Here is a 16,724-nt window from a genome sequence, read left to right as displayed (position 1 = left end):
CAGCAGCGCTCCGCCTTTCGGTATCGATTGTCGGACGGGTTTACTCGGCATCAGAGAAGGCTAACTCGGCCAGCACCGGGAGGTGATCGGAAGCGTGGCGGCCATGGCGATCTGGGGCCCTTGCGCGGAAGCAGATCGCCATCCCGCTATAGGCATTTGGGAGGCTGATCGCGATTGTGAGGTTGGCAACGCGCAGCACCTTATCGCGTTCGCTTTATTGAACGAATTGCATTGGTAATATTTGCCTAACGAAACATTAACACACAAATTTCCGAATCAATTTTATCAATCCTGCAGAGCGATCCAGTCTTCCAGTTAGATGCGTTGAAAAACCTCTCAGTGGGGCACGGGTGCGTTCGCCAATTTTTCAGGCCGCTTGCTTTCATTTGCGCAATCGACATCAAAAGGACTCCCAGATATGCCCGATTCAGCCCTGCTGACCACCGCCGTTCCGCAACGCGTTCTCATGGATCTGATGCTTCATCCGGGCGGCAACGCGGGGACGATCGATCTCAATGCTGCGTTTGGTGGCGCCGGCCATACCTATTCGCTTCAGAACTCGAACGGCGAGGTGATCACCGGCGCGAATATCGATGAAAGCGGCATTCTGACCATCGAACCGGGCGCGCTCGGTCATTCGGATATACGTGTTATCGCCACCGACACCAACGGTCAAAGCGTCTATGATGATTTCCGCGTTCGAGTTGCCGGCGAGAACGCCTATACCATCGCGGTCTTTCCGGACACGCAGAACTACACCTCGCATCCGGAACTGAACCACATCTTCTCCGACATGACGCAGTGGCTGGTCGACAACAAAGAGAGTCACAACATCCAGTTCATGGTCCATGTCGGCGACATCACCGACAACAATATCGAATCGCAATGGAATGTCGCCGAGCCGGCGTTGCGCATCCTCGACGGTGTCATTCCCTATTCGCTGCTGCCGGGCAACCATGACCAGGCAGTGGGCGGGTCGGCGGCGGATCATTCGACCTATTATCTCGACGACCGCTTCTCGCCCGAGGAACAGGCCGCTGTCAGTGACACGTTTGGTGGCGTCTATGACCAGGAACCTGACCGCAGCGCCAACAACTATCACACCTTTACCGCGCCGGACGGCACCAAATGGCTGGTCCTTTCGCTGGAGTTCGGCCCGCGCGACGACGTTATCCGCTGGGCCGGCGACGTGCTTGACGCCCATCTCGACCACCGCGTCATCCTCGCCTCGCATTCGCTGACCAACTTCGCCGGCCAGCACGACCCGCTGGGTGCCCCCATCTATGACGAAGGCGCCGGCTATGATTACGGCATGGGCAGCGATCCCGAAGGTGCCAATGACGGCGAGACGGTCTATCGGGAACTCTTGTCGAAATATCCCAACATCACGTTCACCTTCTCCGGCCACATCTTCGGCGACGGCGCCGAGACCAATGTCGTCGAATCGCAATACGGCACGCCGACCTTCGAGATGCTGGTGAACTACCAGAACGGCGTTTCGCGCGAGATCACCGGCAACGGCAACGAGGCGCTGGGCAATCGCGGCGGCAACGGCGCCATCCGCCTGGTGACGATCGATCCCGACAATAACCGCATCACCACGGAAACCTATTTCACCGAGTTCGACGACTATCTCGATGGCTTTCGCATCAAGGAAGAGCTGGATCGTGATGGCCTGACCGGCCCCTATCGTGGCCATCAGGAAGTGTTCGAGAATGTCGATGTCGGCGCCCCGGACGTTCTGGCGCAAGCCCGCGCCGGCGACGATCTGTTCGTCGACGCGCCGGCCGGTGCCGATAAGGCCGTGGTGCTGCTTGATGCTTCGCAATCGCTCAATCCGCAGAATGACATCGTCAGCTATGAATGGCTGGATGCAGACGGCAATGTGATCGCGACCGGCGAGAAGCCGAGCGTCGAACTGGGCGTCGGCCAGCATCAGCTGACCCTGCGCATCACCGACAGCGAAGACCATGTCACCACCGACGGGTTCCTGACCGTGGTACAGGGCGACGACACGCTGCTGGTCGAGAATTTCAACGACGGCAACGCCGATGGCTGGGTGAAGCCGGCCCAGGACGGCGCCGACGTCATCACCATCGGCACGCCGGCTGAGTTCGGCATCCCGGCAGTGCCCGGCGGCAACGATACCGTGGCCCTCGTCAACGCCCTGGTGCCGACCGAGAAGCTCGTGCTCAACCCGAACCTCGGCCTGCCCGCGGGCTACAAGGTGCCGGAATATTCGATCGTCTTCGACATCCTGATCCCGGTCAATCACGCCGGCTATACGTCGCTGTTCCAGCTCAATGTGAACAACAATGACGACGGCGACTTCTTCGTGAAGGATATCGGCAACGGCGTCGGCGGCGTCGGCATCAGCGGCAATTACCCGGCCGGCTTCACCTACGGCGTCTGGCAGCGCGTCGCCGTCACCTTCACTGACAATGGCGACGGCTCGCTCACTCTCAGCAAGTATGTCGAAGGCGTGAAGATCGGCACGCAGACAGTGGATGCCGCCCGCTTCAGCCTCGATGCCGGCACCGGCCTGCTGCTGTTCACCGACGAAGACGGCGAAACCAGCGATCTCTATGTCAACAGCGTGCTGGTGACCGATAAGCTGTTCACCGATGCGGAGATCGCGACCCTCGGCACGGCCAAGGCGGGGGGTATTCTCGATGCCGCACCCACCCCGGCCTCGGTCCAGTTCGATTTCAACAATGAAACCCTGTCGCCGACCTTCGGCGTCGCCTCGCTCACCATCGGTGAGGGTGGCGCCACCGGCAACTTCATCGTCAAGGGCACCGTCTTTGCCCGCGACACAGCGGAAGCCGGCATGCCGGCCCCGGAAGGTGCCCTCTATGACCAGTCCGACAGCGACGGCAACATCCTCGTCTGGGGCGATGCCGCGGCCAAGACCTGGCACGACTATGTCTTTGAGACCGGCATCACCTCGACTGACAATGACGGCGTGGGCGTGGTGTTCTATTACACCGATGTCAACAATCACTACCGCCTGGTGCTGAATGCCGAAACCAACACCCATGAACTGGTGAAGGTGCAGGACAGCGTCGAAACCGTACTGGCGAGCGAAGTCGGCGGCTATCGCTTCAATGCCGACATGACACTGAAGGTCGCGGTGGTCGATAACCAGATCACCGTCTTCGTCGACAACCAGGTCCTCTTCGGCGGCCCGGTGGTCGATGCCACCGACCCGCTCACCCAGGGCACCGTTGGCATCTATTCCGACAATCAGCGGGCCTCGATCTTTGACAACATCACCGTCAATCAGGTGACCCTCGAAGCCCATGCCGGCAACGACCAGCGCCTGGTCGACCTCGATGGCGACGGTTCGGTCGATGTGACGCTGGATGCCGGTGCCACCTTTGGTGTCGACCCGGTCAGCCACTATGTCTGGAAGGATGCCGACGGCAACGTCATCGCGACCGGAGCTAACCCGACCGTCAACCTGGCACCGAACGCCCATGTGCTGACGCTGGAAGTGACAGATAGCGACGGCACCGTCTCGACCGACACGGTGAAGGTGACCGTGTTCGCCCAGGACGATGTCCTGTTCCATGACGATTTCGGCTCGGCCGCCTCGGCTGCCAACTGGACCATCGTTGATGAAGGCGAGTTTGGCGGCATCGGCCCCAATGGCCTGCAGTCGGATTGGCAGTTCGTCGACGGCAAGCTCACCCAGCTCACCGATCTCCAGAGCCGGCAGCTGGAATGGAACGGCGCCACAGCGGCCAATTACTGGGACCGCGGCTGGAGCCCGCTCGGCGACGGCGTCAATGTCCTGCGCAAGGGCACCTATGCCCTCTATAACGGCGACGGCGTCGAAGATTGGGAAAACTACTCGGTCGAAACCAACTTCGTGACGCCGGACAACGACGCGCTCGGCATTCTGATCCACTATGTGGATGCCAATAACTACTACAAGATCGAGCTGGATGCCGAAGGCGATCTCGACCGCAATCCCAGCAACGGCGCCGGTGCCGTGTTCCAGTTGATCCGCATGCGGGGCGGGGTCGAAGAAATCCTCGGCATCGTGCCCGGCAAGTACACGCCGGGTGAACTCACCAACCTGCGCGTCGACATCAAGGACGGCCGTATCCTCGCTTATATCGACGGCGTGCAGATTTTCGGCACTGAAATCGCCGATCACAGCTTCGCCAAAGGCGGCTTTGCGCTCTATTCCTGGGGCAATCAGGGTCTCGCCTTCGAGGACGTCACGGTCGTTTCACTGGCCGATGAGATCGTCGACGAGGACCAGATTCTCACCGGGACGCCGGACGCCGACAATCTAGCCGGCGGCAATGGCGACGACATCATCGACGGCAAGGCTGATGACGATATCCTTGCCGGCAATGGAGGTGACGATGACATCACGGGTGGTGCCGGCAACGACGCCATCACCGGCGGCGAAGGCGACGATGTTGCGGCTGGCGGCAATGGCGACGACAGCATCTTCGGCAATGCCGGCGATGATGATCTGACCGGTGGTGCCGGCAACGATCATGTTGATGGCGGTGCCGGCGATGACAGCGTCGATGGTGGTGCCGGTGACGATGCTCTCGAGGGCGGCGCCGGTGACGACATGCTCTATGGCGGCAGCGGGAATGATGTGGTCGAAGGTGGTGCCGGCGATGACGATATCGAGGGCAATGCCGGCGATGATGAACTAACGGGCGGTGACGGCGACGACGTCATTGCCGGTGGTGCCGGCAATGACGAAATCGACGGTGGTGCTGGCGATGACGATCTCAATGGCGGCAATGGGGACGACCAGTTTACCTACCAGGTCCCCGGCGGCGACGACAAATTTGCCGGTGGTGCCGGCAATGACACGCTCACTGTGCTCCGCAATGAGACCAACGCCCCGCGCGTCTATGACGTGACCGGCAAGGCGGCCGGCTTCGACATAGCGATCAGCCTCGCCGGTGGCGCGGCCGATGCCCTGGTGAAGACCAGCGGTCTCGAAACCCTCAACCTCGAACTGGCCGACGGGGAAAGCGCCAAGCTTTCCGGCGCGCTCACCGGCGTCACAGAGGTCGTGATTGAAGGGTCGGATGGTGCGAACCTGGTCGACACCAGCAACCTCACCACGGATACCCCCCTCGACATCGACCTCAAGGGCGGCGATGATAAAGTGGTGCTGGGCGACGCCTTCGGCGCCACGATCATCGATGCCGGCGAGGGTAACGAGACGGACGGCGACACTTTGGATCTCTCCAAGGCGACGGGTCCGGCCATTGTCAACCTCGTGACCGGTGCGATCACGCTCAACGGTGCCGTGCTTCAGGCAGTGCATTTCGAGAATGTCGTCGGGACCGATGAAGACGACCAGCTCACCGGCAATGACGATGCCAATAAGCTCGCAGGTGGTGCCGGCAACGACATCGTCAAGGGCGAAGGCGGCAACGACAAGCTCACCGGTGGTGCCGGCGAGAACACGCTCTCGGGCGGTGCCGGCAACGATACGCTGGGTGGTGACGATGCCGTCCAGGAGACAGCCTTCGACGGCGGCACCGGCACCGACACGCTGATCGTGACTTCCGGCGGCGACGATGTCGCGGTAGATCTCGCCCATGGCGATGTCGACGGTGGCAATTACGATGGCTCGACCGTCACCAAGGTCGAGAACCTCATCAACGGCTCGCCGGATGTGGCGGTCGAGTTCCGTGGCGATGCCTCGGCCAATCTCCTGGTCGGCGGCAATGAAAGCGACGAACTCCATGGCCGTCAGGGCAATGACACGCTCCAGGGCAAGGAGGGCGACGACTATCTCGATGGCAGCACCGGCAATGACCATTTGCAGGGCGACCAGGGCGACGATGATCTGCGCGGCGGTAGCGGCAACGACGTGATCGAGGGCGGCAACGGCGATGATGGCATCCGCGCCGGTGCCGGCAACGACACGGTCGATGGCGGTGCCGACAGCGACGACATCCGCGGCGAAGCGGGCAATGATATCCTCGGCGGCGGTGCCGGCGACGATACGATCCGCGGCGATGCCGGCCAGGACCGGATCGATGGCGGCCTCGGCGATGACGACCTCACCGGCGGTGCCGCCAAGGACGTCTTCGTGTTCAAGCCGGGCTTCGGCCAGGGCACGATCCACGACTTCAAGACCTGCGGGTCGAGCGGTGACGAGATCGAGTTCGACCATACCCTGTTCGCCGACTTCACCGCGGTCCTTGCGGCCAGTGAGCAGGATGGCGATGACGTCGTCATCGCCATCGACAATGACAACAGCGTGGTGATCAAGGACATCGTCCTTGCCCACCTTCATGAGAGCGACTTCCGCTTTGTATAACGCATGACCATCAACACCAAGCCGCCGCGGTCACCAGCCGCGGCGGCGCTCTCCTCGGCCCGCGGCGCATTCCTGGCGACCGCGGGCTTCAGCGGTGCCATCAACATCCTGATGTTGAGCGGCTCGCTCTTCATGCTGCAGGTCTATGACCGCGTGCTGGCCAGCCGCAGCGTGCCCACTCTCATGGCTCTCGTGATCCTGATCGTCATCCTCTACACGTTTCAGGGTGCGCTCGAGATGCTGCGGTCCCGCATCTTTGCCCGCATCGGCCGGTCGATCGACAGCCGGTTGAGCGACTGCGCCTTCGATGCCTATCTCGAACGCGGCATGCCGGGCGGCGGCAAGGTACAGCCGCACTCACCCTTCCGCGATATCGAACAGTTGCGCAGCTTTCTTTCCAGCGGCGGCCCCTCGGCCCTATTTGATCTCCCTTGGATGCCGCTCTATGCAGCCTTGCTGTTCGGCCTCCATGCCTGGCTCGGCTATATCGGCCTGGCCGGTATCGTCACCCTGTCGATCCTCACCGTGCTTACCGACCGTTTCAGCGCCGAACATCAGCGCGAGGCGACCTTGAAATCGAACGAAGCGGCGCAGCTCGCGGAAGCCTCGCGGCGCAATGCGGAAGCCGTGCTGCCGCTTGGCATGGCGGCGCACCTCCTGCAGCGCTGGCGCGGTGTCGCGCAGGAAGCAGCGGTCGCACAACTCTCGGGCAGTGACGTCACCTCGCTCTTTGCCGCCTTATCGAGATTCGCGCGCATGAGCCTCCAATCCCTAGTCCTGGCCTTGGGTGCCTATCTGGTCATCGCGGGTGAGGTGACCGGCGGTGTCATGATCGCGTCCTCCATCCTGCTGGGCCGCGCTTTGGCGCCGGTCGAACTGGCGATTGCCAACTGGAAGGGCTTCATCGGCGCCCGCCAGAGCTACCGCCGCCTGCAGAACGACCTCAAGGCGCCGCTGCCCGCTGCCATGGTGGCGCTGCCGGCACCCAGCCAGCGCATGGAAGTCGACAAGCTCACGGTGACGGCGGAGGGGGTCGCTGAACCGATCCTGCGCGATATCGGTTTCAGCCTGTCAGCCGGCGACGGCCTCGGCATCATCGGCCCGAGCGGGTCGGGGAAATCGACCCTTGCCCGCGCCCTCATCGGAATCTGGGCGCCGGCCCGCGGCACCATTCGCCTCGATGGCGCCACCCTCGACCAATGGACCCGCATCCAGGCCGGACGTTTCCTGGGTTACCTGCCGCAGCAGATCGAATTGCTGGCCGGCACGGTCGCCCAGAACATCGCCCGCTTCGATCCGGGTGCAACATCCGAGGAAGTGTTGCGCGCGGCACAGCTCGCCGGTGTTGATGATCTCGTGCGCCGCCTGCCGCAGGGTTTCGATACCCAGGTGGGCGATGGCGGCCAGCGCCTCTCGGCCGGCCAGCGGCAGCGCATTGCGCTTGCGCGCGCCTTGTTCCGCGACCCGTTCCTGGTGATCATGGACGAACCCAATTCGAATCTCGATTCCGCCGGCGACGAGGCGCTGAGCCGCGCCGTGGCGTCGGTGCGCGCGCGCGGCGGCATCGTCATCGTCATCGCCCATCGACCGAGCGCCTTGGCGGAGGTATCCCTCATCCTCACCCTGGGTGACGGCCGCGCGCAAGCCTTCGGTCCGAAAGAGGAGGTGCTGCGCCAGGTCCTTTCTCAGCCCGGGGCTGCGAAGCCCAAGATCATCCAGGCGGCGGAATAGGTACATGGCAGATCATCAGGCGACCGACTCCTGGGGCATCCGCAGCCACGTCATCGCTGGATCCGTGCTGATCGCACTTCTGTTCGGCGTGGTCGGCAGTTGGGCCGCGGCCAGTGACATTGCCGGCGCTGTGGTGGCGACGGGGCAGGTGGTGGTCGAATCCAACACCAAGAAGGTGCAGCACCGCGAAGGCGGGCTGGTCGCCGAATTGCTGGTGCGCGAAGGCGACCGGGTCGCGGCCGGGCAACCGCTGCTGCGCATGGATGCGACCTTGCCGCGCGCCAATCTTGAGGTGATCCGCAACCAGCTTATCGAACTCACCGCCCGCCGCCTGCGGCTGGAAGCGATGCGGGACGGTAAGAACGAGATTGTCCTATCGGTCGATTTTCAAGTCGCCGGCGATCGCCTTAAATTCGACGAAGCCCTCCGTGCCGAGCAGACCCTGCTCTCCGCTCAGCGCGATCTCAAATCGCAGAAGCGGAAGCAGCTCAAGGAGCAGGTCGCGCAAATCCGTCAGGAAATGAAGGGGCTGACCGCGCAATCCGCCTCTCGCGCGGCGCAGTTGCAGCTGATCAGCCAGGAACTGGTCGGCGTCCATGACCTGGCTGCCAAGAAGCTGGTCCCCGTCACCCGTGTCATGGCGCTGGAGCGGGACGCCGAACGGCTCAATGGCGAAGGCGGCGAGCTCACCGCCTCGATCGCGCAATCCCGGAACAAGATCGCCGAGACCGAGATGCAGATGACGCAACTCGAGGCCGACATGCTGGCGGAGACCCTCACCGAACTCCGGGATGTCTCGGCCAAGCTCGCCGAGCTCGCCGAACGCCATGTCGCCGCCGAGGACCAGCTGCGTCATATCGATGTCCTGGCGCCGCGCGCCGGCTTCGTCCAGGAGATGACCATCCACACGATCGGCGGCGTGGTCAATCCGGGCGAGACGATGATGCTGATCGTGCCGGAGGAGGATCGCCTCATCATCGAAGCGCGGATCGACCCGCAGCATATCGACCAGGTCGCAACCGGTGGCAAGGCCTTCGTTCGCTTCAGCGCTTTCAGCCAGAAGACGACCCCGGAACTGGTTGGCACCATCTACAGCCTGTCAGCCGATGCCACCCTCGACGAGACCACGGGACAGAGCTTCTATCTAGCCCGCCTGCAGTTCGACCGCGAGGCGTTGCCGGTTGACCTGCGCGACCGCCTGGTCCCGGGCATGCCTGCCGAGGTCTATGTGCAGACCGGTGAGCGCTCTGTGCTGAGCTATTTCGTGAAACCGCTCACTGACCAATTGGCGCGAACGTTTCGCGAGGAGTAGCCCTGCGCCAGCAGGGCAAGGCGGCCCACAATATGGCGCCCGCTTTCGCGGGCCAGTGTTGAGCCGGCATCCACCTGATCGCCGGATAAGATTACACCTATAGACTGATAGACAGGGCGATTGGGGAGAACTTGTAACAATAGTTTCATATTCATTGCTATTTGATTCGATTATTCTCGAATTATGGAAACGAATGATGCGGCGGAGCTTTTCACGGCCCTCGGCCAGACCACGCGGTTGGATTTGATCCGGGCGCTCCTGGCCGCAGGCCCAGGGGGCATGTCGGCCGGCGACATCGCCGACCAACTTGGCGTTGCGTCTTCGACCCTGTCCTTTCATCTCCGCGCCCTAGAGCAGGCCGACCTGATCGCGATGAGGCGCTATGGCCGCAACCTGATCTATACCGCGCATTTGGCGCGCCTGCGGGATCTGCTCGGCTATCTTGCGGAAACCTGTTGCGGGCCTGACAGGGGCCGCAACTCCGGGCTGGGCAGCTTTCTCGCGTCTCTCACCACGGAGGCCAATGTCATGCAAGCGGATCCCTTCAACGTCCTCTTCCTGTGCACGCGCAACTCGGCGCGGTCCATCATGGCCGAGGCGATCCTCGCCAAGATTGGCGGCAATCGCTTCCGAGCCTATTCGGCCGGATCGGCGCCGGCCAAGGAAGGCCCGGTTCCGCAAGTTCTGGCTCAATTGAAGGCACTCGGGCATGACGTCTCCGGCCTTCGGTCAAAATCCTGGGATGAATTCGTTCAGCCCGACGCCCCGCAGATCGATTTCGTGATCACCCTGTGCGACACCGTCGCCGGTCAGGTCTGCCCGGATTTTGGCGTGAGCGTCGTCACTGCCGCCTGGCCCCTGCCGGATCCGGTGAAATTCACCGGGAGTGCCATCGAACGTGCGACGCTGATCAATGAAACCTATGCGGGTTTGCGACGACGCCTGGAGATTTTCATCAACTTGCCGATCAACTCCCTGAACCGCATGTCCTTGAAGGCGAGGCTCGACGAACTCGCCGATCCGCATGTGATGGCGCGATAGAGAGGCCGGGATCATGCGTACAGGCATCAGCGGCATGGGCCGTATCGGTCGCCTCGCCTTGCGCGCGGCATTCGGCGCGGCTGAGCGCCCCGACGATGACCCGCGGAAGGAAAACCGCCTCGATATCGTTCACATCAACGAGTTGAAAGGTGGCGCCCCCGCCACGGCACATCTGCTTGAATTCGACAGCGTGCAAGGGCGCTGGCGCGGCGCCGACATCGCGGTCGAAGGCGAAGACGCAATTACCATCAAGGGACGCCGCATCACATTCTCGGCTCGAGCCCAGCCCGCGGATATTCCCTGGGGTGACCTCGGCGTCGATCTGGTGCTGGAATGTACGGGGAAGTTCCTGACGCCCGGGGTGTTGCAGGGTCATCTCGATCGCGGCGCGAAGCGCGTCGTCGTGGCGGCGCCGGTCAAGGTCGATAGTGTGCTCAATATCGTCGTGGGGGTGAACGATCATCTCTATGATCCAGCGAGATATCCGATCGTCACGGCTGCGTCCTGCACGACAAATTGCCTGGCGCCGGTCGTGAAGGTGGTGCATGAGGCGATCGGCATTCGCCACGGCCAGATCACCACTATTCACGATCCCACCAACACCAATGTGGTGACCGACGCACCGCACAGGGATCTTCGCCGTGCGCGGAGCGCGCTGCTTTCACTGCAGCCGACCACCACCGGCAGTGCCACGGCGATCGCGCTTATCTACCCCGATCTCAAAGGCAAGCTGAATGGTCATGCGGTGCGGGCCCCGGTGCTCAATGCCAGCCTAACCGATTGCGTGTTCGAACTGCAGCGTGAAACGACGGCCGATGAGGTGAATGCGCTGTTCCGGCAGGCAGCCGCTGGACCGCTTGCCGGCATCCTCGGCTACGAGACCCGACCACTGGTCTCAGCGGACTATGCGCGCGACACGCGGAGCAGCATCGTCGATGCGCTATCCACCATGGTGACGGATGGCACGCTGCTCAAGGTCTATGCCTGGTATGACAATGAGATGGGCTATGCCTGCCGCATGGTGGATCTGGCCTGCATGCTCGGCCGCGCGGGACTCTAGGCAATCGTGAGTGCCGCCCGCCACTATATCATCGTCACGGCGGCCTATTGGGGCTTCACCCTGACCGACGGCGCCTTGCGCATGCTGGTCCTGCTGCACTTCTTCCGCCTCGGCTATTCGCCCCTTACACTGGCCTTCCTGTTCCTGCTCTACGAAGCGGCAGGTATCCTCGCCAATCTTATCGGCGGCTGGCTTGCAACCCGGTTCGGCATTCCGCGCATGTTGATGGTGGGACTCATCACCCAGATCGCCGGCTTTCTGATGATGTCGGCTCTGAACCCGGCCTGGGGCGTCGCTGCCTCGGTTGCGTGGGTTATCGCTGCGCAAGGCATCTGCGGCGTCGCCAAGGACCTGACAAAGACAGCCAGCAAATCGGCCATCAAGGTTACCGCGGGCGATGCTGCCGGGAGGGCTCTTTCGCTGGGTTGCCTGGTTCACGGGCAGCAAGAACGCGATGAAAGGCCTCGGTTTCTTTCTGGGCGGGTTGCTGCTGGAATTGCTCGGTTTTCGTGGTGCCCTTTGGGCGATGGCCGGGGCCCTTGGTTGCGTGCTGATGGGCGTAATCTTGACGCTGCCGCCCGGGATGGGGAAGGCGCAACCATCGCGCTCGGCCCGCGAGTTCTTCGCCAAAGGGCGTGGCCTCAATCTGCTGTCCGCAGCGCGTGTCTTTCTGTTCGGTGCCCGCGATGTCTGGTTCGTCGTCGGCCTGCCGATCTTCCTCTACAAGGCAGGCTGGACCTTTACCATGGTCGGAAGCTTCCTCGCCATTTGGACGGTCGGCTACGGCGTGGTACAGGCGGCGGCACCCGCCCTGGTACGGCGTGCCCGACACGAGCACGATCACGATCCCGGTGTCTCGGCGGCGCGCTGGTGGTCCTTGATACTGGCGATGATCCCGGCATCGATGGCGGCCTGGCTCATGGCTGGGTTGAGCCAACCGGACTCCGCTGCGATCTGGCCGGTCATTCTCGGCCTCGTCCTGTTCGGCGTGGCCTTTGCCGTCAACTCATCAGTCCATTCCTACCTGGTCCTCGCTTACGCCGGCTCGAAGAGGGCGGCCGAGGACGTCGGCTTCTATTACGCGGCCAACGCAGCAGGCCGGTTTGCGGGGACGTTGCTGTCCGGCCTGCTGTATGGCTGGGGCGGTTTGGAGGCCTGCCTGTTTGGTTCGGCCGCGATGCTGGTTGTCTGCTGGGTCATCACGTTGTTGCTCCCGCCGTTCGGCGCTTCCGCCGACCGGTGACCCTGGCCTCGTGACGATACATCTCAGGCGGCGACCGCTGTCTCTTCGGCCGGGGCAAGGCGGATGAGATAGTCGAAGGCGGAGAGAGCTGCCTTTGACCCTTCGCCCATGGCGATCACGATCTGCTTGTAGGGCACGGTCGTGGCGTCGCCGGCGGCGAAGATGCCGGGCTGCGAGGTGGCACCGCGATGGTCGATCTCGATCTCGCCGCGCGGCGTAAGGGCGATCGCCTCCTTCAGCCATTCGGTGTTGGGCACCAGGCCGATCTGCACGAAGATGCCTTCAAGCTCGACGCGATGCAGGCTGTCGCTGTTGCGATCCTTGTAGGTGAGCGCCGTGACTTTGGCGCCGTCACCATGCACCTCGGTGGTGAGGGCCGAGGTGATGATGCTGACATTGGCGAGGCTCTTCAACTTGCGTTGCAGGACCGCATCGGCGCGGAGCTGGCCATCGAACTCGACCAGCGTCACATGGGCCACTATACCGGCCAGGTCGATCGCCGCCTCGACGCCGGAATTGCCGCCGCCGATCACCGCGACACGCTTGCCCTTGAAGAGGGGGCCGTCGCAATGCGGGCAATAGGCAACGCCCTTGTTGCGGTACTGGTCCTCGCCCGGTACGTTCATCTGGCGCCAGCGCGCGCCGGTGGCGAGGATGACACTGCGCGCCTTCAGCACCGCGCCGTTGGCGAGATGCACTTCGGCAAGGCCGCCCGGCACCCTGGCCGGCACCAGCTTCTCGGCGCGCTGCAGGTTCATGATGTCGACGTCATAGGATTTGACATGTTCCTCAAGCGCCACGGCGAGCTTGGGTCCTTCGGTGTGGGAGACCGAGATGAAATTCTCGATTGCCATCGTGTCCAGCACCTGGCCGCCGAAACGTTCGGCGGCGACACCGGTGCGGATGCCCTTGCGCGCGGCATAGATCGCAGCTGCGGCACCGGCCGGGCCACCACCCACCACCAGCACGTCGAAGGCGTCCTTGGTCTTCAGCTTTTCGGCAGCACGTTTCTCGGCGCCGCTGTCGAGCCTGGCCACGATCTGCTCCAGGCTCATGCGGCCCTGGCCGAAGCTTTCGCCGTTGAGGAACACGGTCGGCACCGCCATCACCTGGCGGGCATCGACTTCGGCCTGGAACAGGGCACCGTCGACCGAGACGTGGCGGATGCGCGGGTTTAGGACACTCATCAGGTTGAGCGCCTGCACCACGTCCGGGCAGTTCTGGCACGACTGCGAGAAGTAGGTTTCGAACAGATAGTCGCCGTCGAGCGCCTGGATCTGCTCGATCACATCATGCGCGGCCTTGGCGGGATGACCGCCGACCTGCAGCAGGGCAAGGACAAGCGAGGTGAATTCATGGCCCATGGGGAGGCCGGCAAAGCGCACGCCGACCGCGGTGCCAGCGCGCTGGATGAGGAAGGAAGGCTTGCGCACATCGTCGCTGTCGCGCCGTATCAGCGTGATTTGGTCGGAGAGGGAAACTATCTCCTCCAGCAGTTCCTGCATTTCGCGGGCGCCGTCGCTGTCGTCAAGCGAGGCCACCAGCTCCACCGGCTGCGTGATCCGCTCGAGATAGGCTTTCAACTGTTCTTTCAGATTGGCGTCCAGCATGACGATGGCTCTCTTGGGAATACGGTGCCGCGGCATCATCCCGGACCCGCGCGAGGGCGGATCCGGGATGTGCGCGGTGAGACGTCGACAGTTAGATCTTGCCGACCAGATCGAGAGACGGGGCGAGGGTCTTGGCACCCTCTTTCCAGGCAGCCGGGCAGACTTCACCCGGATGCGCTGCGACATACTGCGCCGCCTTGATCTTGCGCAGGAGTTCCTTGGCATCGCGGCCGATGCCGCCGGCGGTGATCTCGACGATCTGGATCACGCCATTGGGGTCGATCACGAAGGTACCGCGATCAGCAAGACCTGCTTCCTCGATCAGCACCTCGAAATTGCGGCTGAGCTTCAGCGTGGGGTCGCCCAGCATCGTGTAATTGATCTTCTTGATGGCGGCCGAGGTGTCGTGCCATGCCTTGTGGGCGAAATGCGTGTCGGTCGAGACGCTGTAGATCTCGACGCCCAGCTTCTGGAACTCGCTGTAATGATCGGCGAGGTCCTCGAGCTCGGTCGGGCAGACGAAGGTGAAATCGGCCGGATAGAAGAAGAAAACCGACCACATATCCTTCACGTCGGCCTCGGTCACAGTGATGAATTTGCCGCCCTTATAGGCTTCGGCCTTGAACGGCTTAATGGGGGTGTTGATCAACGACATGGTCTCGGCTCTCCAGTGATGTTTTCCGCAAAACGGTGCGTATGACATAGGGGATCGAGATCGATTAAAGAAATCGATTATTATGTTGTGTATGATCGATCTAGTCGAATAATTGGATTATCTTCAGGCTATCGACTCTGAATCCGGCGCACGGCGGGGCCAGTTTCGTACCAGCCCCGGCTGGCGTTCACGATCTCCACCACCGAGAGCATCACAGGCACTTCGATCAACACGCCCACAACGGTGGCTAGGGCGGCACCGGAGTGGAAGCCAAACAGGCTGATGGCGGCGGCCACGGCCAGTTCGAAGAAATTGCTTGCGCCGATCAGGGCCGAGGGGGCCGCCACACAATGCGCCTCGCCGGCCCAGCGATTGAGGAGATAAGCGAGGCCGGCATTCGCATAGACCTGGATCAGGATCGGCATGGCGAGAAGGGCGATGATCAGCGGCTGGGCGATGATCTGTTCGCCCTGGAAGCCGAACAGCAGCACCAGCGTGGCCAGGAGAGCGATGAGTGACAGCGGCTGCAGCAGGCCCAGCATGCCCTGCAGCGCCGCGGACCCACCCGATGCCAGCAGGGTCCGGCGCAGGATCTGGGCCACGATGACGGGGATGAGGATGTAGAGGCTGACCGAGAGCAGGAGAGTATCCCAGGGGACAGTGATCGCGGAGAGGCCGAGAAGGAGGCCCACCAGGGGCGCGAAGGCAAACACCATAACGACATCGTTCAGCGCAACCTGGCTCAGGGTGAAGTGGGGCTCGCCCTTGCAAAGATTGCTCCAGACAAAGACCATGGCCGTGCAGGGAGCCGCTGCCAGCAGGATGAGCCCGGCAATGTAGCTGTCGATCTGATCGGCCGGGAGATAGGGGCGGAACAGCCAGCCGATGAAAAGCCAGCCGAGTGCCGCCATCGAGAACGGCTTCACTGCCCAGTTGATGAACAGCGTGACACCGATGCCGCGCCAATGTTCGCGCACACGACCCAAGGCGGCAAAGTCGATCTTCATCAGCATCGGGATGATCATCAGCCAGATGAGTGCTGCTACCGGCAGATTCACCCGGGCAATCTCGGCGCTGCCGATCGCCTGGAAGATCCCAGGCAGAAAATGGCCCAGAGCGATGCCGACGATGATGCACAAGGCGACCCACAGGGTCAGATAGCGTTCGAACAGGGACAAGGTACAGACTCCGCAGCAGCGGTCAGGCCAATTGTGCGAGGTTTCGGTGGGCGAGGGCGGAAGGGACAAAACCACGCGAGTTGTTTTCCCATTGTAGACGATGACGGAATCGGGGCTATGCCGTCAAGGCAGCGGGTATGAAGGTTGCATGGAGCCTCATCCTATAATTCGAATAATCCGAAAATAGTATCTTGACGTCCGGTTTCAGAGGCATCATCATATTTCCATGAAACTCGAAATAGCAGCGCAACAACTGGCCTCCCTCGGCAACCCGCTCCGGCTCGAGCTCTATCGAGCGCTGGTGCGGGCGGGTGAGGATGGCCTTGCCTGCGGCACCCTGCAGGACAAGCTGGGTATCGCCGCCTCGACCCTGTCGCACCATATCAGGCACCTGATGGAGGCGGGCCTCATTCGCCAGGAACGGCAGGGGACGACGCTGGTGTGCCACGCCGTCTATCCGGCGATGCAGAGCCTGGTCGGCTATCTGGTCGACGAATGCTGCCAGGATGCCAAATGCCACACGCTCAAATCCAATCCCCAAGGACGCGCCGCCTAGGGCGTCTCTTTTTTTGAGCGAA

At 62.5% G+C, this 16,724-nt stretch carries 9 protein-coding genes and 1 pseudogene; 7 read left to right on the top strand and 3 right to left on the bottom strand.

Annotated elements, in window-relative coordinates; genetic code table 11:
• Positions 1 to 418 precede the first annotated feature (418 nt).
• From IPK59_19965 to arsJ, 6 genes and pseudogenes are all read left to right on the top strand, one after another.
• Positions 419 to 6,316, top strand: coding sequence for a hypothetical protein (locus tag IPK59_19965; GenBank protein MBK8160937.1), 5,898 nt, complete (start codon positions 419 to 421; stop codon positions 6,314 to 6,316).
• A gap of 9 nt (positions 6,317 to 6,325) precedes the next feature.
• Positions 6,326 to 8,047: a type I secretion system permease/ATPase gene (locus IPK59_19960; protein ID MBK8160936.1), complete on the top strand. Its 1,722-nt coding sequence runs from the start codon at positions 6,326 to 6,328 to the stop codon at positions 8,045 to 8,047.
• Positions 8,048 to 8,051: 4 nt separating this feature from the next.
• Entirely contained in the window at positions 8,052 to 9,359 is a 1,308-nt protein-coding gene (locus IPK59_19955) for an HlyD family type I secretion periplasmic adaptor subunit (GenBank protein ID MBK8160935.1), read from the top strand.
• Positions 9,360 to 9,542: 183 nt separating this feature from the next.
• Complete coding sequence (locus IPK59_19950) at positions 9,543 to 10,400, top strand: metalloregulator ArsR/SmtB family transcription factor (protein ID MBK8160934.1); 858 nt, start codon at positions 9,543 to 9,545, stop codon at positions 10,398 to 10,400.
• Between the two features lie 13 nt (positions 10,401 to 10,413).
• The gene (locus IPK59_19945) at positions 10,414 to 11,460 is read left to right on the top strand and encodes an ArsJ-associated glyceraldehyde-3-phosphate dehydrogenase (GenBank protein ID MBK8160933.1); all 1,047 of its coding nucleotides are present in this window, start codon (positions 10,414 to 10,416) and stop codon (positions 11,458 to 11,460) included.
• 3 nt (positions 11,461 to 11,463) lie between these two features.
• A pseudogene (gene arsJ, locus IPK59_19940) lies at positions 11,464 to 12,703 on the top strand (organoarsenical effux MFS transporter ArsJ).
• 23 nt (positions 12,704 to 12,726) lie between these two features.
• Here arsJ and ahpF read toward each other — a convergent pair.
• The 3 genes from ahpF to arsB all read right to left on the bottom strand — a co-directional run bounded on the left by ahpF (position 12,727) and on the right by arsB (position 16,146).
• The gene (gene ahpF / locus IPK59_19935; GenBank protein MBK8160932.1) at positions 12,727 to 14,313 is read right to left on the bottom strand and encodes an alkyl hydroperoxide reductase subunit F; all 1,587 of its coding nucleotides are present in this window, start codon (positions 14,311 to 14,313) and stop codon (positions 12,727 to 12,729) included.
• A gap of 91 nt (positions 14,314 to 14,404) precedes the next feature.
• A complete protein-coding gene (gene ahpC / locus IPK59_19930; GenBank protein ID MBK8160931.1) occupies positions 14,405 to 14,968 on the bottom strand; it encodes an alkyl hydroperoxide reductase subunit C in 564 nt (187 codons plus the stop codon).
• Positions 14,969 to 15,096: 128 nt separating this feature from the next.
• Entirely contained in the window at positions 15,097 to 16,146 is a 1,050-nt protein-coding gene (gene arsB, locus IPK59_19925) for an ACR3 family arsenite efflux transporter (protein MBK8160930.1), read from the bottom strand.
• 226 nt (positions 16,147 to 16,372) lie between these two features.
• Between arsB and IPK59_19920 the strand changes: the two genes are divergently transcribed.
• Positions 16,373 to 16,702, top strand: a complete 330-nt coding sequence (locus tag IPK59_19920; GenBank protein MBK8160929.1) for a helix-turn-helix transcriptional regulator — start codon at positions 16,373 to 16,375, stop codon at positions 16,700 to 16,702.
• The last annotated feature ends 22 nt before the right edge of the window (positions 16,703 to 16,724 follow it).

This window comes from Rhodospirillaceae bacterium, from assembly GCA_016712715.1.
Classification (GTDB): Bacteria; Pseudomonadota; Alphaproteobacteria; order Dongiales; family Dongiaceae; genus Dongia.
Note: the sequence above shows the minus strand (reverse complement) of the source record. Positions and strands in the feature narration are given on the sequence as shown.